Origin of the sequence: Kocuria arenosa, assembly GCF_042879215.1 — a bacterium.
Lineage (GTDB): Bacteria > Actinomycetota > Actinomycetes > Actinomycetales > Micrococcaceae > Kocuria > Kocuria arenosa.
This window is the reverse complement of record NZ_JBHZTA010000003.1, coordinates 346,728-366,578: the sequence shown is the minus strand read 5'-3', so window position 1 is coordinate 366,578 and position 19,851 is coordinate 346,728. Positions and strand designations below refer to the sequence as shown.

The 19,851-nt window shown below is 72.9% G+C and carries 19 protein-coding genes and 1 pseudogene; 12 read left to right on the top strand and 8 right to left on the bottom strand.

Annotation, left to right across the window (positions count from 1 at the left end; translation table 11 throughout):
* Positions 1-258: 258 nt before the first annotated feature.
* The 4 genes from ACFYE3_RS07675 to ACFYE3_RS07660 are packed head-to-tail and all read left to right on the top strand — an operon-like array spanning position 259 to position 2,181.
* Entirely contained in the window at positions 259-510 is a 252-nt protein-coding gene (locus tag ACFYE3_RS07675) for a DUF3253 domain-containing protein (protein WP_368821547.1), read from the top strand.
* A gap of 33 nt (positions 511-543) precedes the next feature.
* The gene (locus tag ACFYE3_RS07670) at positions 544-1,272 is read left to right on the top strand and encodes a hypothetical protein (protein ID WP_387607646.1); all 729 of its coding nucleotides are present in this window, start codon (positions 544-546) and stop codon (positions 1,270-1,272) included.
* Between the two features lie 9 nt (positions 1,273-1,281).
* Entirely contained in the window at positions 1,282-1,797 is a 516-nt protein-coding gene (locus tag ACFYE3_RS07665) for a methylated-DNA--[protein]-cysteine S-methyltransferase (RefSeq protein WP_368833127.1), read from the top strand.
* A 33-nt stretch (positions 1,798-1,830) separates the two neighbouring features.
* Complete coding sequence (locus ACFYE3_RS07660; protein ID WP_387607643.1) at positions 1,831-2,181, top strand: cupin; 351 nt, start codon at positions 1,831-1,833, stop codon at positions 2,179-2,181.
* Positions 2,182-2,235: 54 nt separating this feature from the next.
* Here ACFYE3_RS07660 and ACFYE3_RS07655 read toward each other — a convergent pair whose 3' ends face one another.
* Complete coding sequence (locus tag ACFYE3_RS07655) at positions 2,236-3,303, bottom strand: spore photoproduct lyase family protein (protein ID WP_387607641.1); 1,068 nt, start codon at positions 3,301-3,303, stop codon at positions 2,236-2,238.
* 143 nt (positions 3,304-3,446) lie between these two features.
* Between ACFYE3_RS07655 and ACFYE3_RS07650 the strand changes: the two genes are divergently transcribed.
* The gene (locus tag ACFYE3_RS07650) at positions 3,447-4,946 is read left to right on the top strand and encodes an FAD-dependent oxidoreductase (protein ID WP_387607639.1); all 1,500 of its coding nucleotides are present in this window, start codon (positions 3,447-3,449) and stop codon (positions 4,944-4,946) included.
* An 82-nt stretch (positions 4,947-5,028) separates the two neighbouring features.
* Here the strand turns inward: ACFYE3_RS07650 and ACFYE3_RS07645 are convergent, their stop codons facing one another.
* The gene (locus tag ACFYE3_RS07645) at positions 5,029-5,250 is read right to left on the bottom strand and encodes a hypothetical protein (RefSeq protein ID WP_368821554.1); all 222 of its coding nucleotides are present in this window, start codon (positions 5,248-5,250) and stop codon (positions 5,029-5,031) included.
* A 100-nt stretch (positions 5,251-5,350) separates the two neighbouring features.
* Positions 5,351-5,692, bottom strand: a complete 342-nt coding sequence (locus ACFYE3_RS07640) for an SDR family oxidoreductase (RefSeq protein ID WP_387607927.1) — start codon at positions 5,690-5,692, stop codon at positions 5,351-5,353.
* A gap of 187 nt (positions 5,693-5,879) precedes the next feature.
* Between ACFYE3_RS07640 and ACFYE3_RS07635 the strand changes: the two genes are divergently transcribed.
* Entirely contained in the window at positions 5,880-6,788 is a 909-nt protein-coding gene (locus tag ACFYE3_RS07635) for a PIG-L deacetylase family protein (protein WP_387607636.1), read from the top strand.
* A 201-nt stretch (positions 6,789-6,989) separates the two neighbouring features.
* On the opposite strand, the gene ACFYE3_RS07630 is transcribed toward ACFYE3_RS07635, so the two are convergent.
* A complete protein-coding gene (locus tag ACFYE3_RS07630) occupies positions 6,990-8,345 on the bottom strand; it encodes a glucose-6-phosphate dehydrogenase (protein WP_387607633.1) in 1,356 nt (451 codons plus the stop codon).
* Between the two features lie 130 nt (positions 8,346-8,475).
* Here ACFYE3_RS07630 and ACFYE3_RS07625 point away from each other — a divergent pair, with 130 nt between their 5' ends.
* Positions 8,476-10,407 carry a glycoside hydrolase family 15 protein gene (locus ACFYE3_RS07625; protein ID WP_387607631.1) on the top strand — a complete coding sequence of 644 codons (1,932 nt, stop codon included), beginning with the start codon at positions 8,476-8,478 and terminating at the stop codon, positions 10,405-10,407.
* A gap of 135 nt (positions 10,408-10,542) precedes the next feature.
* Positions 10,543-11,436, top strand: coding sequence for a fructosamine kinase family protein (locus ACFYE3_RS07620; RefSeq protein ID WP_387607628.1), 894 nt, complete (start codon positions 10,543-10,545; stop codon positions 11,434-11,436).
* A 43-nt stretch (positions 11,437-11,479) separates the two neighbouring features.
* On the opposite strand, the gene ACFYE3_RS07615 is transcribed toward ACFYE3_RS07620, so the two are convergent.
* Positions 11,480-12,412: a tryptophan-rich sensory protein gene (locus tag ACFYE3_RS07615; protein ID WP_387607626.1), complete on the bottom strand. Its 933-nt coding sequence runs from the start codon at positions 12,410-12,412 to the stop codon at positions 11,480-11,482.
* A gap of 279 nt (positions 12,413-12,691) precedes the next feature.
* On the opposite strand from ACFYE3_RS07615, the gene ACFYE3_RS07610 reads away from it, so the two are divergent.
* From ACFYE3_RS07610 to cofE, 3 genes are all read left to right on the top strand, one after another.
* Positions 12,692-13,978, top strand: a complete 1,287-nt coding sequence (locus ACFYE3_RS07610) for a saccharopine dehydrogenase NADP-binding domain-containing protein (RefSeq protein WP_387607624.1) — start codon at positions 12,692-12,694, stop codon at positions 13,976-13,978.
* A gap of 96 nt (positions 13,979-14,074) precedes the next feature.
* The gene (locus ACFYE3_RS07605; protein ID WP_387607622.1) at positions 14,075-15,079 is read left to right on the top strand and encodes a TIGR03557 family F420-dependent LLM class oxidoreductase; all 1,005 of its coding nucleotides are present in this window, start codon (positions 14,075-14,077) and stop codon (positions 15,077-15,079) included.
* Positions 15,076-15,951, top strand: a complete 876-nt coding sequence (gene cofE, locus ACFYE3_RS07600; protein ID WP_387607619.1) for a coenzyme F420-0:L-glutamate ligase — start codon at positions 15,076-15,078, stop codon at positions 15,949-15,951. Before ACFYE3_RS07605 ends, cofE begins: the two co-directional genes overlap by 4 nt.
* Before the next feature lie 260 nt (positions 15,952-16,211).
* Here the strand turns inward: cofE and ACFYE3_RS07595 are convergent.
* The 3 genes and pseudogenes from ACFYE3_RS07595 to ACFYE3_RS07585 form a co-directional block, all read right to left on the bottom strand.
* Positions 16,212-16,655: pseudogene (locus ACFYE3_RS07595) on the bottom strand (ABC transporter ATP-binding protein); the annotation flags it as partial.
* A complete protein-coding gene (locus ACFYE3_RS07590) occupies positions 16,652-17,713 on the bottom strand; it encodes a putative F420-0 ABC transporter permease subunit (RefSeq protein ID WP_387607618.1) in 1,062 nt (353 codons plus the stop codon). The pseudogene ACFYE3_RS07595 and the gene ACFYE3_RS07590, both read right to left, overlap by 4 nt.
* Positions 17,710-18,708 carry a putative F420-0 ABC transporter substrate-binding protein gene (locus ACFYE3_RS07585; protein WP_387607616.1) on the bottom strand — a complete coding sequence of 333 codons (999 nt, stop codon included), beginning with the start codon at positions 18,706-18,708 and terminating at the stop codon, positions 17,710-17,712. Before ACFYE3_RS07585 ends, ACFYE3_RS07590 begins: the two co-directional genes overlap by 4 nt.
* Before the next feature lie 274 nt (positions 18,709-18,982).
* Here ACFYE3_RS07585 and ACFYE3_RS07580 point away from each other — a divergent pair, with 274 nt between their 5' ends.
* Positions 18,983-19,831 carry a nitrilase-related carbon-nitrogen hydrolase gene (locus ACFYE3_RS07580; protein ID WP_387607614.1) on the top strand — a complete coding sequence of 283 codons (849 nt, stop codon included), beginning with the start codon at positions 18,983-18,985 and terminating at the stop codon, positions 19,829-19,831.
* Positions 19,832-19,851: the final 20 nt, after the last annotated feature.

Sequence of the window (19,851 nt, the reverse complement as noted above, 5' to 3'; positions counted from 1 at the left end):
CCCGACCTGCCCGCACGCACCCTGCGACCCAGGCTGCACGAACGGATCTGCCCGCACGCACCCTGCGACCCAGGCTGCACGAACGGATCTGCCCGCACGCACCCTGCGACCCAGGCTGCACGAACGGATCTGCCCGCACGCACCCTGCGACCCAGGCTGCACGAACGGATCTGCCCGCACGCACCCTGCGACCCAGGCTGCACGAACGGATCTGCCCGCACGCACCCATGACCGTTCCCGCACGGAGAAGAGCCGCCCGTGACCACCCCGTCGCCCACCGAGATGCGCTCGGTGCTGCTCGACCTGGTCCGCCGCCGCGGATCCGAGAAGACCGTCTGTCCCTCCGAGGCCGCCCGCGCTCTGGCCCCCGACGACTGGCGCGACCTCATGGAGGACGTGCGTCAGGAGGCGTACCGGATGGCGGACGACGGGCTGGTGGACATCACCCAGCAGGGCCGCGTGGTCGACGGCCGGACGGCCCGCGGGCCGATCCGCGTCCGGCTCCGCTGATCCGGGGGCGGCCCTACGGGTAGCGTGTGGGTCATGACGACCGCACCCATCAGCACCCTCCTCGGGTCCGCCGCCCGCGCGCCGTTCGTCCTGCTCAAGCAGTTCAGGCCCCAGCGGCCCATCCACTCGGAGGGCGTGGGGCTCGAAGGCGTCCTGACCCGGACGGGGGGCAGCACCAGCGGCATCCACTGGATCGACGACGCCGGTGAGGACCCCGTGCGGGCCCGCTTCTCCCGCTCCTTCGGCTTCCCGCAGGGGTGGCCCGACATCCTGGGGCTCGCCCTGCGCTGCCCCGTGCCGCCCTCCGGGCAGATGGAGGGCCGCAGCGACGGCCGGGCCGACATCCTCCTGGCGACCGCCGGCAGCGGGCGGTTCTCCCGCTTCGTCCCGACCTTCCACCGGCACGTGCCGGACAGTGCTTTCGCCTCCTTCATGCCCTACCGCGGTCTCGGCGGCCCCGTGCTGGTCGCCGCGCACCCCGAGCCCCGCACGGAGCGACTGCCGGCCCGCCCCGACCTCTTCCGGGCGTCGGTCGCGGCCGAGCCGTGGGTCCTCGGTCTGCACTGGGCCACGCCTCTCGGGGCGTGGCAGCGATTCGGGACGGTCGAGCTCGGTCCCGGCGCCCCGTTCGGGGACGACGAGCGCTTCGACCCCCTGCTCAACGTCCCCACGGGCGCCGAGAACTACGACTGGACCTGTCGGATCCGGGAGCCGTCCTACACCCTGGCCCGCAGACCGCGGGGGCAGCTGCGCCGGGCGTAGAATCGGCCCATGGGACTGAGACTGAGCCCGGCAGCCACCACCGCGACCGTCCGCCGTCACGCCGTCGTGGAGTCGCCCATCGGCCCGCTGGCTCTCGTCGAAGAGGCGGGTGCGCTCGCGGCGCTCTCCGTCGAGGCAGCACGCCAGGGGCCGATCCCCGCCTCCTTCGGGGCACGCGACGACAGCCTCCTCCCGCACGTCCGCGAGCAGCTCGGCGAGTACTTCGCGGGACGGCTGCAGGAGTTCGACGCCGACGTCGTCCTCCACGGGACGCCGTTCCAGGTGCGCGTGTGGAACGCCCTCGCGCAGATCCCGTACGGCACCACCGGCACCTACGGACAGGTGGCCCGCGCCGTCGGGGCGCCCCGGGCCGCGCAGGCGGTGGGGGCCGCCAACGGCCGCAACCCCGTCAGCCTGCTCGTCCCGTGCCACCGGATCATCGGGGCGAACGGGCGGCTCACCGGCTACGCCGGCGGCATGGAGCGCAAGGAGTACCTGCTGCGCCTCGAAGGCGCGCTGCTCTGAGACCCCACCGCTGACGCGCCACCAGGAGGACCCATGACCCGCCTCGACGACCTCGCCACCGCCAACCTCGCGAAGGCGCGGGCCTCCGGCGTCGGGCGCAGCGCGGAGCTGGTGGTGCACGACGGCGTGCTGCGGCAGACGGTGATGGCGCTGTGCGCCGGCAAGGAGCTCGCCGAGCACGTCTCCCCGCCCGCCGCCACGCTGCAGCTGCTGCTCGGCCGGGTCCGGGTGCTCAAGCGCGGTCAGCTCGCCGAGGAGCTCACGGCCGGGGAGCTGCTGTCCCTGACCGACTCCCGCCACTCGGTGGAGGCGCTGGAGGACTCGGTGTTCCTGCTGACCACGGTCTCCCGGCCCTCGGACGGCTACGACCCCCGGGTGGCGTGAACCGGGGGCTCCGGTCCTGAGCGCGGGCTCGGGACGGGGCGGCAGAATCCGGGCTCAGAACGCGTAGCGGACGTCGCAGTACGGCAGCTTCTCGTGCAGCAGGTCCAGGAACTGCTCCAGGTAGCGCTGCTTGTCCCGGAACCGGTACCGCACGTTCAGGGCTCCGTTCTGGGAGCGCTTCGTCTCCTGGAGATCCGGGCGCCACAGCACCTCCTCGGCCTTGGGGTGCCACTGCGTGTTGACGTCGTGGAGCTGGGCGTTGTGGGTCAGGAAGATGACCTCCGAGGCCAGCTGGTCCTTGGCCGCCGCGCTCAGGCCGTCGTCGAGCTGCTCGAAGAGCTCGGCCCAGTCCTCCAGCCACGTGTCCGTGACGATCACCGGCGAGAAGTTCACGTGCACCTCGTACCCGGCCGCCACGAAATCGTCGATGGCGGAGATCCGCTCGGGCACCGGCGTGGTCCGGATGTCCGTCAGCTTGGCCAGGTGCGCCGGCATCAGCGAGAACCGCACCCGGGTCCGTCCCTGCGGGTCCCAGTCCAGCAGCTCCCGGTTGACGTACTTCGTGGCGAAGGACGCCTTGGCCGTGGGGTGGCGGCGGAACAGGTCCACGAGGTCCTGCACGTTGTCACTGAGCAGCGCGTCCACCGAGCAGTCGCTGTTCTCCCCGAGGTCGTAGACCCACGCGTCAGGGTCGCACTGGTTGGGCTCCGGCTTGGTGCCCTGCCGGCCGATGTGCCGGTCCAGGTAGCCGGTGATCTGCTCGATGTTGGCGAAGACCGTCACCGGATTGCTGTAGCCCTTCCGGCGGGGCACGTAGCAGTAGGCGCACGCCATGGCGCACCCGTTGGCCGTGGACGGCGCGATGAAGTCCGCCGACCGGCCGTTGGGCCGGGCCGCCAGCGACTTCTTGACCCCCAGCACCAGGGCCTCGCGCTTGATCCGCACCCACCGCCGCGCGTTGGTCTCGTCCCCGTGCAGCTCCGGGATCTGCCAGTGGCTCGGCACCTCCACCAGGGTGGCGTCCGGCCACCGCTCGAGGACCTGCCGCCCCCGGGGCAGCTCGGCGGCGGCCGGCTCGTAGTAGATGCGGGTGATGTCGACCATGGACGGTTCCGGGGGCATGAGGACAAGTCTAGGAACCGCCTCCGACAGCCGGTTCGCCGAATCCTCCCCGGGACTGCACAGTGGACTTCCCACCGGGTGGCCGCCAGGATGGCAACAGGGTCGGACCGCGCCGACCGCACCGACCCCGAGGGAGCTCCTCCATGAAATCCGTATGGCTCGACACGTACGAGGTGCCGTCCACAGCATCGGACCAGTTCGTCCCGGGGACGCACTACGACACCGTCGTCGCGGGCGCCGGGCTGACCGGGCTGACCACCGCGGTGCTGCTGGCGCGTGCGGGCCAACGGGTCGCCGTGCTCGAGGCCCGCTCCGTGGGGGCCGTCACCACGGGCAACACGACGGCGAAGCTGTCCCTGCTGCAGGGCACCACGCTCTCCCAGATCCACCGGCACCAGTCGGACAAGGTGCTGCGCGCCTATGCGGACGGGAACCGCGAGGGCATGGACTGGCTGGTCCGCTTCCTCGAGGAGCGCGGGGTCCCGTTCCAGCGCCGCGCCGCGTACACCTACGCGACGACGTCCAAGGGCGCCTCCGCCCTGCGCAAGGAGCTCGAGGCCGCCCGCATCGCCGGTCTGCACATGAACTGGACCCGCGACACCGGCCTCCCCTATGAGGTCTCCGGTGCCATCACGATGCCGGACCAGGTCCAGTTCCACCCCATGGAGGTGCTCGGCGCCCTCGTCGCCGAGCTGAAGGAGCGCGGGGGCACGCTCGTGGAGGGCGTCCGGATCACCGGCGCCGGCGTCCGCTCGCCCCTGACGGTGCGGACCTCGCAGGGGCCGGTGCGCGCCGACCGTCTCGTGCTGGCCACGGGCACCCCGGTCCTGGACCGCGGCGGGTACTTCGCGAAGCTCTCCCCGAACCGCTCCTACGCCCTGACCTACCGGGTTCCCGGGGCGCCGGGGTCCATCCCGGAGGGCATGTACATCACCGCGGACAGCCCGGCCCGGACCCTGCGCACCGTGCCGGTCGACGGGGAGGAGCTGCTGCTGGTGGGCGGCAACGACCACGTGGTGGGGCGCTCCGCCTCCCCGCAGGCCGCCGTGGACGACCTCGAGTCCTGGACGCAGCGCTGGTTCCCCGGGGCCGAGCGCACCCACGCGTGGGCGGCGCAGGACTACCAGTCGGTCAACCTGATCCCCTTCATCGGCGCCCTGCCCCGAGGCGGCGGGAACATCTACCTCGCCACCGGCTACAACAAGTGGGGGATGAGCAATGCCGTCGCCGCCGCGATCGCGCTGAACGCCGAGATCACCGGCGGCAGCGTCCCATGGGCCGAGACACTGGGACGGCGCGTCACCTCGCCGTCGGACATCCTCACCGCTCTGCGCGTCAACGCGGGCGTGGGCCTCAACGCACCCAAGGACTGGCTCAAGGCCGAGCTGAAGGAGCTGCCCGGCGGGGCGCCCGCGGAGGGGCAGGGCGTCGTCGGCCGCGAGCACGGCCGTCCTGTGGCCGTGTCCACCGTCGACGGCACCACCTGCAGGATCTCCGGCGTCTGCACGCACCTCGGCGGCGTGCTGCGCTGGAACGACGCCGAGCGCTCGTGGGACTGTCCCCTGCACGGTTCCCGCTTCGCCGCCGACGGCTCCCTGCTCGAGGGCCCTGCCGTGAAGGACCTGCCCACGGTCGGGCGCTGAACCCGGTCCCGGACGCGACGGCGGCCCCCACCCGTGAGGATGGGGGCCGCCGCTGCGTCCGGGGACGCGCTGTCCGGAGGACCTACTTCTTGGAGGAGGTCTCCTCGAGCTTCAGCGCCACGCCGATCGCGAAGAAGGTCGGGGTCCACTCGCCCACGAAGAGGCCCCAGCGGTCGGCCTGGGGCTTGGACTTGCTCTTGCCGAGGCTGATCGTCCAGGAGAGGACGGACAGGCCGATGGAGGCGAAGCCCGCCGCGTAGGCGTGCTCGCTGCGGACACCAAGGTTCTGGATCGTGCTGATCATGGAAGTACCTCTTTCATGTGGCGGTCACCGGGGACGGTGAACTCCTCGAGCGGTGTCCGCCCAGTCTCACACGAAACGGGACGATACGAAAGCAGGCTGACTATAAAATCGGCTGAGAACGGGTGCCGTGCGCGCAGTCCATCACGTTGACGTCCAGGACCCGCCGGAAATCCTCGAGCGGCATGTCCAGGAAGGGCGAGAAGAAGCCCGCGGCGGCGTCATCGACCCACGCGCCGATGCGGCCGAACTCCTCCACAGCCCGCCGGGCCAGCTCCTGCACGGACTCGGGGCCGGTCACGTCGGTCGGCGCGGCGACGGCTCGGGCGCCCCGCCGGCGGCGCTCCTCGGTCTCGTCGTCGAGGGCCTCGACCCGGCGGACCGCGAGGACCAGGCTCGTGCCCGGTCCGGCGAACCGGAGATCGCTCCGTGGATGTGGGCGGATGTGGGGTCGCCCGAACGCCTATTAACGGATGCAAAAAACTGTTTCCTCATGCAAACTGATCCATACCCGACCCGGTGGTGTCCACCACCCCGGTCGGGCGGACGTCGAACCGGTCGGGGGGCCGGTGGCGTCCTCGACCCGGAGCGAAGGAGCTTCCGGGCCGGGCCGATCATTTCTGGGGGGAAACATGTTGCCATCCGTCGTGGGTGCTCTGCTGAGCACCGTCGTCCTCGTCTACGTCCTGTCGACCACCGCCTACACGCGGCACAAGCGGTTCATCGCTGGGGCCAGGTCGCTGCGCCAGGCCATCGTCGTCGTCTACTCGGTGCTGCTGGTGCTCAACCTGTGGTGCGCCACGGTCATGCCCGTGACCCTGGTCTGCGACGCGATCGCGGTGGCCACCCTGGTCGCCACCGGGGTCTTCGGCTTCGCCATCGCCGAGCGGCGGATCCCCGCCACCACCGTGGTCGAACGGCGGAGGGTGCTGGCCATCGGGGCCCACCCGGACGACCTCGAGCTCGCCTGCGGGGCGACCCTGGCCAAGCTGGTGGACACCGGTCACGAGGTCCGCGGCCTGGTGATGAGCTCGGGGGAGGTCGGCGGCAACGCCGGGGTGCGCCCGGCCGAGGCCCAGCGCGGCGCCTCGTTCCTGGGGCTCACGGGGCTGCGGGTGCACGACTTCCCGGACACCAAGCTGGAGGCGGCCAGCAACGACATGGTCCGGGCCATCGAGGCCGCGATCCGGGAGTTCGAGCCGGACGTGATCTTCACCCACTCCGCCCACGACCAGCACCAGGACCACTACGCGGTGCACCAGGCCACCCTGCGCGCCGCCCGGGCCCACCACTCGATCCTGTGCTACGAGTCCCCGTCGGTGACCCGCGACTTCGACCCGTCCGTGTTCGTGGACATCGACGGCTACGTCGACGTCAAGGTCGAGGCCGTGCTCTCCCACCGGGACCAGGCCGGCAAGCCCTACATGACCCCCGGGCGGGTCCGCGGCATGGCCGCCTTCCGCGGGGCGCAGGCCAAGCACACCAACGCGGAGGCCTTCGAGCCGGTCCGCCTGCTCGGATCCGCGATCGGCGACCTCTAGGCCCCGGGGTGCCGAGGTCGTCCCCGCGGACATCCTGGCACCCCGGCGGACCCGGACGGAGAGACCGACGGCGACCCCGGCCGGGACCCCATCGGCGTTCCCGGCGAAGCTCTCGGCCGGGACCCCGATGGTGTTTCCGGTGACGGCTCCGGTGACGGCTCCGGCGACGGCGCGGCGGCCCCCGGCCGGCGCGCCTCCCGCTCAGACGGGCCCGGAGCTGCCGGCCGGGTACTCGAGCAGCGGGACCCGGCCGTCCTCGAAGGCGGCGAGCACCTCGTCGACGATGCGCCATCCCTGCTCCGACGCGTCCCCGCGGACGCTGAAGGTGTGGTCGCCCTCGAGGATGCCCCGCAGCACGCTGCCGTAGGCGGTCAGGCCCGGCCGGGCCATCCCGGACGAGAGCGTCACCCGGGTCATCCCGCGGGAGTCGAAGGGCCCGCCCACGTTCAGCTCCAGGCTCAGCTGCTCCTCCTCGAGGCCCATGCGCAGGACGTTCGGGGCCACGTCCCCCGAGCGGGGCAGCTGCTCGTAGTCGTGCGGCGGGCGGCGGAACGTGATCGCGATCTCCTGGCGGGGGTTGCCGACCGCCTTGCCCGAGCGCAGGGTGACCGGCACGCCGTTCCAGCGCCACGTGTCGACCTCGAGGACCACCTGCGCGAACGTCTCCGTCCCGCGCCCCGCGTCCACGCCGTCCTCGGCCGTGTAGTCGGGCAGCTCACGGCCGTCCACGCCGCCGGCGGTGTAGCGGCCACGGGCCGCGGCCCCCGCGACATCGTCCTGCCAGAGCTTCGTGGCCCGCAGCACGTGGCTCGTCAGCGTGGGGATCTCCACCTGGTCGAAGGAGGAGGGCGGTTCCATCATGACGAGGGCCATGACCTGCAGCAGGTGGGACTGGATCATGTCCCGCAGCGCCCCCGTGGCGTCGTAGAACCCCGCACGTCCCTCCAGGCCCAGGGTCTCGTCGAAGACGATCTCCACGGACTCCACGTGCTCCCGGCTCATGAGCGGCTCCAGCAGACGATTGGCGAAGCGCAGCCCCACGAAGTTGAGCACCGCCGGCATGCCCAGGAAGTGGTCCACCCGGAAGGTCCGCTCCTCCGGGACGATCCGGCCCACGAGCCGGTTCAGCTCCCGGGCGGTCTCCGTGTCGGAGCCGATCGGCTTCTCGAGGGCCAGCACCAGGTCCTCCGGCAGGTCCATTCCGGCCATGGCCTCGCACGCCTGCGCGGTGACCGCCGGGGGCAGGGCGAAGTACAGGCAGACCGGGCCCTCGACGTCGTCGAGCAGGCGGGCGAGGTCCCCGGCATCGGTGACGTCGCCGGCTACGTAGCGGGCGGTTTCCCGCGTGTGCGCGGCGGCGGGCCCGGAGGCGCCGACGACGTCGAAGGCCTCCGCCACGACCTGCTCCCACCCGTCCGCGGGCTCGCGGGAGGATCCGACGACGTCGATCCGCAGCTCCGGCTGCGAGCTGAGCAGCGTGCCCAGCCCCGGCAGGAGCAGACGGGACGTGAGGTCGCCGGTGGCGCCGAGAACGATCAGGGTCCTGATGGTGGTCATGCCAGCACGGTACCCCGGCCTCCGAGGAGCACGCCTCCGATCCCGCCGGCTCGCCGGTCCGGGCGGTCCGCGGCCACGGCGACGGCGCTGTGCCGACCGGACACCCGGTCGAGGCTGGTTGAATGGGCGGATGAGCGACGACGCGACCCGGCCCCCGTCCACCCCCCTCGAGGACTACGCGCTGCTGTCCGATCTGCACACCGGGCCGCTCGTGTCCCGGGACGGCAGCGTCGACTGGCTGTGCTTCCCCCGCTTCGACTCGCCGTCGGTCTTCGGGGCCCTGCTGGGCACGCCCGAGGACGGGCGCTGGAAGCTCTCCGCCGTCGACGGCGAGGTCACGTCCCGCCGCTACCTGCCCCGCACGTTCGTGCTCGAGACGACGTGGCGCACCCCCACCGGGACCGTCGTGGTGACCGACTTCCTGCCCCCCGTGGCCGCCGGGGACGACCACCCGGACCACGCCGACCTCGTGCGGCGGGTCGAGTGCACCTCGGGGACGGTCGAGGTGGAGCACGACCTGCGGATCCGCTTCGACTACGGGCGCGCCCTGCCCTGGACGCGACGGGTCGACATCGACGGCAACGGCACGTGCGGGCAGCTCTCGATCGCCGGCCCGGACGCCCTGCTCCTGACCGGACCGATGCTGCACCCCGAGGACTTCCCGCGCGTCGACCCGCTCGAGGACGCCGTCCGGAACGAGACGGGGCACCCCGACGAGGACGAGGGCGTTGTCGCCGACCGGCTCGGCGGACGCTTCCCGCTCTCGTCAGGGGAGTCCCTGGACTGGGTGCTGACCTGGCACGAGTCCCACCACGCGCTGCCCACCCCCGTGGACCCCGCCGCCGCCCTCGACCGGGCGGTGTCCTTCTGGACCGAGTGGTCCTCGCACGTGAGCACCCACAAGCGCCACGAGCAGGCCGTCCTGCGCTCGCTGCTCGTGCTGCGGGCCCTCACCCACCGCGGGACCGGGGGGATCGTCGCGGCGCCCACCACCTCGCTGCCCGAGGAGTTCGGGGGATCGCGCAACTGGGACTACCGCTACACGTGGCTCCGGGACGCCGCCCTGACCATCGAGGTGCTCGTCGCCCACGACTTCACCGACGGCGCCCTGCACTGGCGCAACTGGTTGCTGCGGGCCGTGGCCGGGGACCCCGACCAGGTCCAGATCATGTACGGCCTGGCCGGGGAGCGGCAGCTGCCCGAGAGCGAGCTGGGCCACCTCGGCGGGTACGAGGCCTCGACTCCCGTGCGGATCGGCAACGGCGCGGTGGGCCAGTACCAGGCGGACGTCGTGGGGGAGGTCATGCTCGCGCTCGCCGCCCTCCGGGACGCCGGCGTGGAGGAGGACCAGTGGTCGTGGGGTCTGCAGAAGAACCTGCTGCGCTTCTGCGAGCGCAACTTCGACCGGGCCGGCCACGGGATCTGGGAGATGCGCGGGAGCGCCGGGTTCTTCGTGCACGGGCGCGCCATGATGTGGGCGGCCTTCGACCAGGGCGTGCGCGCCGTCGAGGAGCACGGCTTCTCCGGGCCGGTGGAGCGGTGGCGGGACCTGAGGGACCGGCTGTGCGCCGAGATCCTGGAGCACGGCTTCGACACGGAGCTGAACACGTTCACGCAGACCTACGACAACACCGAGGTGGACGCCTCGCTGCTGCAGCTGCCGCACACGGGCTTCGTGGCCTACGACGACCCGCGGATGCTCGGCACCGTGGCCCGGATCGAGCGGGACCTGCGGGGAGCGCACGGTCTGGTCCACCGCTATCGGACCGCCTCCGGCCTGGACGGTCTCGAGGGCGACGAGTACCCGTTCCTCATCTGCACGTTCTGGCTCGTGGAGCAGTACGCGCGCAGCGGCCGGGTGGACGACGCCGGTGAGCTCCTGGAGCAGCTCGCGGGCTACGCCAACGACCTGGGCCTCTACGCCGAGGAGTACGACCCCGGGAGCGGGCGGCTCGCCGGGAACTTCCCCCAGGCGTTCAGCCACCTCGGGTTCATCCGCGCCGTCGACGCCGTGGTGCGGGCGCGGGCCGGCGTGAACCTCGCGGAACGGCTCGAGGCCTAGGCGCGACATCGGTACGACAACGGCACGGCAACCGCACGGCAACCGCACGACAACCGCAGGACGACGGCCGGCTTCCGGCAGAGCTGGGACGCGGACGTCGGCACGGAGCAGGACGGATCGAGGAGAACGGACGGCATGAGCACCTTCGACCTTGCGGCCGGCCTGCCGCACGACCTCACCGACGACCTCGTCGGCGGACTCGGGGTGGAACGGGCCTCTCCTCTCGGCGGGGGCGACACCGCGTCGGCCTTCCGCCTGGAGACGGCACGGGGACCCCTGTTCGCGAAGACCATGGCGGACCCGCCCGCCAGGATGATGGCGGCGGAGGTCGCCGGCCTGCACGCCCTGCGGGAGCACGTGCCGGAGGTCCTCGGGGTGCCGGAGGTCGTGCGGTGGACGGACGACGGCATCGTCCTCGAGTGGATCGACGAGGCGCCGGGCCGGCGTCGGCCCGGCACCGAGGAGGAGTGCGGGCGCGGGCTCGCGGCGCTGCACCGCACGCAGGGAAAGGCCTTCGGCGGGCTCGCCCCGGAGCTGCCCGCGAGGATCGGGTCCTTCGAGGTGGACCTGTCCCCGACCCAGGACTGGGCGGCGTTCCTGCTCGGCCGGCGGATCCGCCCGCTGCTGCGGGACGCGGTCGCGGCCGGCCGGATCGCTGCGCACGCCGCGGACCTGCTCGAGGAGCTCGCCCCGCGGGCCGAGGAGCTCGCCGGTCCGCAGGAACCGCCCACCCTGGTGCACGGCGACCTGTGGGCCGGCAACCGGCTCGTGGACGTCCGCGGGCGGAACTGGCTGATCGACCCGTCGGCACACTGGGGGCACCGCGAGGTCGACATCGCGATGATGCTGCTGTTCGGCGGCTTCGGCGAGGAGTGCCTGGCCGCCTACGACGCCGAGCACCCGCTCGCGCCCGGCTGGCAGGAGCGGGTGCCGTGGTACCAGCTGCCGCCGCTGCTGGTGCACGCCGTCCGGTTCGGCGGCGGCTACGGGGACGCGGCGGTGCGGGCGCTCCTCCGGCTGCGCGGCTGAGCCGCCGCGCGGGGAATCGGTGGCGGGAGCACGCGGAGGGCCCTCAGCGCTGCTCGTCCACCGTTCGATCGGTGTGCGCAGTCCGATCGGCCCGGTGCTGGTCGGCGCCGTTCCGACCCGCGCCGTTCCGTCCGGCGCCGTGCTGAGCGGCGCCGTCCCGGACGCCGGCGCCCCGGCGGAAGTACGCGGTGGCCAGCACGACCAGGACAGCCGCCGCGGCGGCGCCCCAGGCCAGGATCATGGACCGCGGCTCGTCCGTGGCCCGGCCGACCGCGATCCAGGACAGTCCCCACGCGGAGGCGGCGGCCACGGCCCACCGGCCGCCGACCCGCCTCTGGACGGCGGCGACGACCGTGGCGAGCACGAGCACGACGCCGACGCCGATCCACTCGGCGCCCCGGCCCTCCTGCGGCACGCCCGAGGCCACGAGGGCGGCCGCCACGTTGGCGGCCGTCGCGACGGACACCCATCCCAGGTACAGCCCGAAGGTGCCGTCGACCACGACCAGGTCGAGTGGGCCGCGCCGGCCGGGGAGCTCGGTCAGGCGCACCACCAGCAGGCCCAGGACCAGCACCAGGGCGACGATGACCCCGACACTGGTCCAGATCCAGCCCTGCTGGGTGACCAGCAGCCAGCCGGCGTTGAGGAGCATGGACGCCGCCGCGAGCCATCCGGTGGCGCGGGCCCGGGGGTCCGTCGCCCGCGAGGGCAGCCACTGCCAGACGGTGTAGGCGAACAGCCCCAGGTAGATCACCGACCAGATCGAGAACGCCGTGCCGGCCGGGGCGAGCAGGGTGGCGTCCGCGGAGAGGCTGCCGCCGGACGACTCCTCGACCCGGGTGCCGAAGACGCCGATCCCGACGAGCGTGCCCAGCAGGCACGCGATCTCGCTGATGGTGACCGCGACCTGCCGGACGCGGTCCGCGGCGGTGGGCCGCAGCCCGGTGCGGCGGGTGCTGACGGGGGAGGCGGTCACGGCGGGGCCTTTCTCGAGTGGCGCGGGTCGGAAGTCACGGAGCGGGAGTCACGGAGCGGGACTCACGGAGCGGGAGGCGCGGAGCGGAGCTCGCAGGCCGAGAGTCACGGGTCGGCGGATGCGGAGCACTGGGCGCGAATCGAGGACCCGGACCCCTGCCCGCCACGGTAGGCCCTGGACCTGGGCGCCGCCAGGGGCGATGCGGTGCCTGGGGGACTCCGGCGCCCGGGACGCCCCGGTGCCCGGCCGGCGGCCGGGCCGTTCCCCTAGAGTGGCCGGATGGAACCAGAGCACAGCCCCCGGCCCGTCGTGGGCCTTCTCGGCGCCACCGGCATCACCGGGCGTGTGGCGCTGGCCCATCTCCTGGCGCGGGCGCCCGAAGCGGGAGCGGACGTCGTCGTCGGCGCCCGGGACCCCGAGCGCGTGCGCACCCTGTGCGCCGACCGGGACCTTCCCGTCCCCGAGGTCCTGCACGCCGACATCGCCGCCCCCGACTCCCTGCGCGCGTTCGTCCGCCGGGTCGACGTGCTGGTCGACCTCGCCGGGCCCTACACGCGGCTGGCGCCCCCGGTGCTCGCCGCGTGCGTCGCGGAGGGCACCCACTACGTCGACGTGACGGGCGAGGCCCAGCTCGTGCACCGGACCGACCGGGACCTGCACGAGGCCGCGCGGACCGCCGGGGTCGCGCTCGTGCACACGGCGGGCTTCGAGGCCCTGCCCGCCGACGTCCTCGTCGACGCCGCCCGCCGGCACGCCGCCGCCCGGGGCGAGACCCTGCGCACCGCGGACCTCGTGACCTCCGTGCGCACTCCGCCCGGGACCGGGTTCTCGGAGTCGGTCTCGGGCGGGACCGTGCAGAGCCTCGTCGAGGTGCTCCGGGACCCCGACCCCGCCCGCACCGGGGACGTCGCCGCCCGCCTCCCGGACCCCGCGCCGGGCAGCGGGACCGCCGCGGACCCCGACGCCGTCCGCGGGTTCAGCCCTTTGCGCCTGCGCCCCCGGACCGCCGGCGGCCGGGTGCTCGCGGCCATGAGCCCGCTCGCGGCGATCAACCCCCCGGTGGTGCACCGCACCCAGGCCCTCAGTCCCGTCCCGGGGGCCGCCGCGCACCCCGTGGCCTTCCGCGAGGCCATGGACGTCGGCCGCGCGGGCGGGCTCCGAGGGGCCGGGCGCTTCGCCGCGGCCGTGGCGGTGGCCGTCTTCCAGGCGCTCGCCGGTCTCGCCACCGGCCTGCCGCACCCGGTGCGCGCGCGGCTCGCCGACGTCCTGGCGGAGGTCCTGCCCCAGGTCGGGACGGGTCCGGTGGGCGATGTGCGCACCGGCTGGTCGTGGACGACCCGCGGGGTGTTCTCCACCCACGAGGGCAGCAGCTTTCCCGCCGTGCTGGAGGCAGAGGGCAACCCCGGCTACGGCACCACCCCGTGGCTGACCACGGAGCTCGCCCTGCGCATGGCGGTGCACGGCGTCCCGGACGCCGCCCTCGGCTCGAGCACGCCCGCCCTGGCCCTGGACGGCGATCTCGACGCCCTGCTCCCGGCGCGGGTGCGGATCACCGTCACACCGTGACACGGGGCCGGGAGCAACCCGGGCATGCCCGTGAAATCTTCACGCAGGGGAGAGGAACATGACCGCTCGGGCATCCGGGACAGATAGGTTGCGGTCATGAACGCATCGCTCCGGATCGGCTACGCCGCCATGCTCGAGCAGTTCCACCCGCGAGAGGCCGTCGAGCTGTCCGAGTATGCCGAACGGGCCGGCTTCTCCGGGGTCATGGCCGCCGACCACTTCCAGCCATGGGTCCCCGCCCAGGGGCAGTCGGCCTTCGTGTGGAACGTCCTGGCGGCCATCGGTGAGCGCACCGCCGGGGACATGGGCCCGGGCGTCACCACGCCCACCTTCCGCTGGCACCCCGCCATGGTCGCGCAGGCCTCGGCCACGCTTGCGGCCATGTACCCCGGGCGGCACTGGCTCGGTCTCGGCTCGGGAGAGGCTCTGAACGAGCACATCACCGCCCAGTACTGGCCGGAGGCTCCGGAACGCATCAACCGGATGTTCGAAGCCATCGACATCATCCGGAAGCTGTTCACGCACTCGCTCGAGGGCAAGGACGTCAGGCACCACGGCGAGTTCTACACGATGGAGTCCACCCGGCTGTGGACGATGCCCGAGACGGCACCGGAGATCCTGGTGGCCACGGCCGGACCGGTCACCGCCAAGCGGGCCGGCCGCCGTGCGGACGGCCTCATCACCGTGGGCGCACCCCTGGAGAAGATCCAGATGCTCTTCGACCGCTTCGATGCCGGCGCCCGGGAGGTCGGCAAGGACCCCGGGAGCATGCCCAAGGTCCTTCAGCTGCACCTGAGCTGGGCCGACACGGACGAGCAGGCGCTGACCAACGCCATGGTGGAGTGGCCGAACGGCGGCATGAAGTTCCCCAAGGGGGACATCCGCTCGCCGTTCGAGCTGGAGCAGATGGCCAAGCTCGTCCGACCCGAGGACTTCGAGGGCCGCATGGTCATCTCGAGCGACCCCGACGTGCACCGCTCCCACGTCCAACGATTCGTCGACCTGGGCTTCGACAGGATCTATCTGCACAACGTCGGTCGCAACCAGCGGGAGTGGATCGACGAGTTCTCCCGCTCCGTCCTCCCCGCCCTGCGCCGATGAGCGCGCCCGTCCTGCAGGTGTGGGCCCTGGAGGGCATCGGCGAGGTCGCCGAGGGGCACGACCTCGTGGACCTGATCGTGGGGGCGGCCGGCGGAACGCTGCGAACCGGGGACATCCTCGTGGTCACCTCGAAGGTCGTCTCCAAGGCCGAGGGCCGATCGGTGAGCGCCGAGAACCGGGAGCAGGCCATCACGGACGAGACGATCCGGGTCGTGGCGACGAAGGTCCATCCGGGCGGCGCCACCCGCATCGTGGAGAACCGGCTCGGCATCGTGGCCGCGGCCGCAGGGGTCGACAGCAGCAACGCGCCCCCCGGTACGGTGCTGCTGTTGCCGGAGGACCCTGACGCCTCCGCCCGCCGGCTCGTGGCCGGACTTCGGCGGCGCCTGGGCGTGGCGGTGGGCGTCGTCGTCACCGACACCCTGGGCCGTGCCTGGCGGATCGGTCAGACCGACGCGGCGATCGGCGCCGCGAGTGTGCGCGTGGTCGAGGACCTGCGGGGCTCGACCGACGACCACGGCCTGGTTCTGTCGGCCACGGTCACTGCCGTGGCCGACGAGATCGCCGCCGCCGCCGATCTCGTCAAGGGCAAGACCCGCAGGTGCCCCGTCGCTGTGGTGCGGGGGCTGCCCGAGCTGGTGGTGGACGCCGAGCATCCCGCTGCCCGGGAAGGAGCGTCCGTGCTGGTCCGGCCCGCGGAGGACGACATGTTCCGGCGCGGCAGCAAGGAGGCGTGGGAGGAGGGCTATGCCACCGCGCTGGCCGAACCGGCGGCGGGAGGCACGGAACCCGACCCCGTCGGGGGCAAGGACAGCGCGATCACGGGCCGTCCGGTGACCGGGTGCTCGAGGAGGTGCGCCTCGACGCCGTAGACCGCCTCGATCAGCTGCGGGGTGAGTACCGCGTCCGGTTCGCCGGTCGCGACCACCCGCCCGGCGGAGAGAACGACCACGTGGTCGCACCAGGCTGCGGCATGGGTGAGGTCGTGCAGCGCCGCGAGCACGGTGACGCCCTCGGCGGCCAGCTCCCGGACCAGACGCAGGGTGGACAGCTGGGCGTGCGGGTCCAGGTGATTGGTCGGCTCGTCCAGCACGAGCAGCCGCGGTTGCTGAGCCAGGGCGCGCGCGAGCTGCACGCGCTGGCGCTGGCCCCCGGAGAGGTCCAGGAAGCGGTGCTCTGCGAATTCGGCGCACGCGGTCGTGCGCAGTGCCGCTCGAACCGCGGCGTCGTCCCGGGTGTCGCCGAAACCCAGCAGGGGGCGGTGGGGAACGCGGCCGAGGGCCACGACCTCCCGAACGGTCAGGGTCTCCTCGGTCGTGGACTCCTGCTCGACGAACGCCACGACGCGTGCCCGGTCCCGGCCGCGCATGGACAGCAGGTTTTCCCCCTCCCACACGGCCCGGCCCTGGCAGGTGCGGGTGAGCCCTGCGATCGCGCGCAGGAGCGTGGACTTGCCGGCACCGTTCGGGCCGACGACCGCGCAGACCGCTCCGGCCGGCACGGTGCAGTCGACACCGTCCAGCACGAGCCGCCCACCGAGTTCGACCGTCACTCCGCGGACGGCCACGCCGCTCATCGTGGCCCCTGCCGCCTGGCCAGTAGCAGGGCGAAGACCGGTGCCCCGACCACGGCGGTGACCACGCCCACCGGCAGCTCGCGGGGGTCGAGGACGGTGCGCGCCAGCGTGTCCGCCCAGATCAGGAAGACCGCTCCGAGCAGCGCGGAGAGCGGCAGCAGTGCTCGGTGGCCGGGTCCGGCCACCAGCCGTACCGCGTGCGGCAGCACGAGGCCCACGAAGCCGATGGCCCCGCTGACCGAGACCATCACGCCCGTGAGCAGGGCTGCTGCCACGAGAAGGAACCACCGGGCGGCGGGCACGTTGATCCCCAGCGCCGCGGCCGCCGAGTCCCCGAAGGCGAAGCCGTCCAGCACAGGTGCCGCCGCGAGCAGGGGCACGAGGGCCAGGACCAGCACGGGCAGGACGACCAGGACGCCCGACCACCGGGCACCGCTCAGCGAGCCCATCAGCCAGCCCATGATGTCCCGGTACGAGTCCCCGGTGGCCGTCCAGAAGATCAGCAGACTCGTGAGCGCAGTGCCCAGGGAGGACACCGCGACCCCGGCCAGGACCGTGCGCGCCGGGGTCAGCCCACCGGCCAGCCGGGCCAGCAGCAGGGTGGTGCCCAGGGCGAGCAGGGCGCCCGCGAAGGCGGCCAGAGGCAGCAGCAGGTGCAGGCCCAGGAGCAGGACGGCCACGGCGCCGAGCGAGGCCCCGGAGGAGAGGCCGAGCAGGTACGGGTCGGCCAGCGAGTTGCGGGTCAGCGCCTGCATCACCGCGCCGCTGACAGCCAGCCCGGCGCCGACCGCCCCTGCGGTCAGGACGCGCGGCAGGCGGATGTGCCACACGATGTTGTCCTCGATCAGCGGCAGCGGGCTCGTTCCGGCGCCCAGGTGCGCGAGCACGCTCCGCAGCACGTCCGGGACCGTGAGCTCCGCCGGACCCATGGTCACCGCCACGACCACCGTGCCGGCCAGTGCGAGGCCCAGGGCCAGGGCCGCGGGCCGGACGGGCACGCGGTCCGCGCGGCGAGCCGGCCGCAGGGCCCCGGCGGTGCGCGGCTCGAGGGCCGTCATGGTCGCGCCTCCAAGGCCTCGAGCTGCGCGGCGAGGTCCAGGACCGCCTCGGCGTTGCGGACCCCGGCCTCTCCCGCGGCGAACGGGACCACGAGGAAGCGCTCCTCCAGCACGGCCTCCAGGGTCGAGGTCGCAGGGTCGGCGCGCAAACGCTCCTTCTTGCTCTCGGCGGTGTTCCACCGTGCGTCGACGAGCACGATGACATCCGGATCCGCCGCCACAACGGCTTCCCAGCTGAGGGAGGCCCACGAGTCCTCCACGTCCGCGGCGACGTTCACGAGGCCGAGCTCCTCCAGGATCATCTGCGGAGCCCCGGTGCCGGCGCCGACATAGGGGACGTCCGTGCCGGAGGAGTACCACAGCACCGTCGTCCCCTCGCGGGCCGGTGCCACGGAGTCGAGCAGGATCCTCTGCTGCGCGACGAGCTCGGCGGCCGCCTCGGGGGCGCCGAAGACCGCTCCCGCCTCGGTGATGGCATCGAAGACGTCCTCGAAGCCGAGCTTGTCCGGCCGGTGCTCCTCGCCGCGGCACGCCGAGGGGGACACATAGCTGCCGATGCCCAAGGAGGCGAGGAAGCCACGGTCGCCCACCGCGTCCGCGGTGAGACTCGACTCCCAGCCGGCGTAGACGAAGTCGGGCTCCAGGGCGAGGACGGCCTCCTGGGACGGCACGGACTCGGAGAGCACGGGGAGCGGGCCCCGCTCGGGGGCGAGGTCCGGCGGGACGGGTCCGTCCGGGAAGGCGGTGGCCACGATCCGGTCCTCCAGCCCGAGCGCCAGCAGCATCTCCGTGGCTGCGGACTTGATGGTGACGACCCGTTCCGGAGCCTGCCCCAGGGGGACGTCGGTCCCGCAGTTGTCCACGGTGGCGGAGGAAACGGTGGGGGAGGAAGCGGACGCCGCGGACGGATTCCCGGCGTCGTCCGACGCGGGCGACGCGGCGCACCCGGCCAAGACGAGGAGCAGGGCTGCGGCGGTCGACGGTGATCTGGGCATGGGTTCCTCGAGGGCGCGGCCGGACGGCGGTAGCGGGACCCATGGCCCACACCCGGGCCAACCGTGCCGGTCAGAGCGGAACCGGCGATCTCCTGCACCGAAGTCTAGGACGCGGATGCTTCCTGCCCACAACGATGCACTCCTGCCGCGCCGGCCGAAGAACGCCCATCCCTCAGAAACGATCGAGAAATGTTCGGTGATGAGAGTGAGGAAAGCCCGGAATCGCGACAGCATCATGGAAACACGCCAGCCGCGGCGACCTCGGGAGGCACCCATGACGATCATCAGAGCAGCGCTGACACAGGCCGCGTGGACCGGGGACGAGGAATCCATGGTCCGCAAGCACGAGGACTTCGTGCGGCGGGCAGCGGCCGAGAGGGCGCAGGTCATCTGTTTCCAGGAGCTGTTCCACGGCCCCTACTTCGGGATCGTCCAGGACGCCGGGTACTACCGGTACGCCCAGTCCGTGCCCGGCCCGCTGACCGAGCGTTTCGCTGCGCTCGCCGCGGAGCACCACATGGTGATCGTGCTGCCCGTCTACGAGGAGGAGCAGCCGGGCGTCCTCTACAACACGGCCGCGGTCATCGACGCGGACGGCGCCTACCTGGGCAAGTACCGCAAGAACCACCTGCCGCACGTGGATCGCTTCTGGGAGAAGTTCTACTTCCGTCCGGGCAACCTGGGCTGGCCCGTGTTCGACACCGCTGTCGGGAAGCTCGGCGTCGCCATCTGCTACGACCGCCACTTCCCGGAGAGCTGGCGGGCGCTGGGCCTGGGCGGGGCGCAGATCGTCTTCAATCCCAACGCGTCCAAGCCGGGGCTGTCCAACCGGCTGTGGGAGCTGGAGCAGCCCACCGCCGCCGCGGCGAACGGCTACTTCGTGGTCGTCCCCAACCGGGTGGACGCGGAGACGGAGGAGTTCGGGGACGCTGCGGTCAACTTCTACGGCACCTCCTACGTCGTCGACCCGCAGGGCAACTTCGTGGACGACACCGCCACGAGCACGGACGAGGAACTGCTGATCCGCGACCTGGACATGGACCTGGTCCGCGAGATGCGGCACACCTGGCAGTTCTACCGCGACCGCCGCCCGGACACCTACGCCCCGATCGTGGCTCCGTGACGGACGCTCCCGGCCGACCG

Bases quoted from the DNA above. Each gene is read 5' to 3' on its own strand.
- ACFYE3_RS07590 (WP_387607618.1), bottom strand. From the start codon at position 17,713: ATGACGGCCCTCGAGCCGCGCACCGCCGGGGCCCTGCGGCCGGCTCGC.
- ACFYE3_RS07625 (WP_387607631.1), top strand. From the start codon at position 8,476: ATGAGCGACGACGCGACCCGGCCCCCGTCCACCCCCCTCGAGGACTAC.
- ACFYE3_RS07665 (WP_368833127.1), top strand. From the start codon at position 1,282: ATGGGACTGAGACTGAGCCCGGCAGCCACCACCGCGACCGTCCGCCGT.
- ACFYE3_RS07635 (WP_387607636.1), top strand. From the start codon at position 5,880: ATGTTGCCATCCGTCGTGGGTGCTCTGCTGAGCACCGTCGTCCTCGTC.
- ACFYE3_RS07585 (WP_387607616.1), bottom strand. From the start codon at position 18,708: ATGCCCAGATCACCGTCGACCGCCGCAGCCCTGCTCCTCGTCTTGGCC.
- ACFYE3_RS07630 (WP_387607633.1), bottom strand. From the start codon at position 8,345: ATGACCACCATCAGGACCCTGATCGTTCTCGGCGCCACCGGCGACCTC.
- cofE (WP_387607619.1), top strand. From the start codon at position 15,076: ATGAGCGCGCCCGTCCTGCAGGTGTGGGCCCTGGAGGGCATCGGCGAG.
- ACFYE3_RS07670 (WP_387607646.1), top strand. From the start codon at position 544: ATGACGACCGCACCCATCAGCACCCTCCTCGGGTCCGCCGCCCGCGCG.
- ACFYE3_RS07650 (WP_387607639.1), top strand. From the start codon at position 3,447: ATGAAATCCGTATGGCTCGACACGTACGAGGTGCCGTCCACAGCATCG.
- ACFYE3_RS07645 (WP_368821554.1), bottom strand. From the start codon at position 5,250: ATGATCAGCACGATCCAGAACCTTGGTGTCCGCAGCGAGCACGCCTAC.
- ACFYE3_RS07580 (WP_387607614.1), top strand. From the start codon at position 18,983: ATGACGATCATCAGAGCAGCGCTGACACAGGCCGCGTGGACCGGGGAC.
- ACFYE3_RS07610 (WP_387607624.1), top strand. From the start codon at position 12,692: ATGGAACCAGAGCACAGCCCCCGGCCCGTCGTGGGCCTTCTCGGCGCC.
- ACFYE3_RS07605 (WP_387607622.1), top strand. From the start codon at position 14,075: ATGAACGCATCGCTCCGGATCGGCTACGCCGCCATGCTCGAGCAGTTC.
- ACFYE3_RS07655 (WP_387607641.1), bottom strand. From the start codon at position 3,303: ATGCCCCCGGAACCGTCCATGGTCGACATCACCCGCATCTACTACGAG.
- ACFYE3_RS07620 (WP_387607628.1), top strand. From the start codon at position 10,543: ATGAGCACCTTCGACCTTGCGGCCGGCCTGCCGCACGACCTCACCGAC.
- ACFYE3_RS07660 (WP_387607643.1), top strand. From the start codon at position 1,831: ATGACCCGCCTCGACGACCTCGCCACCGCCAACCTCGCGAAGGCGCGG.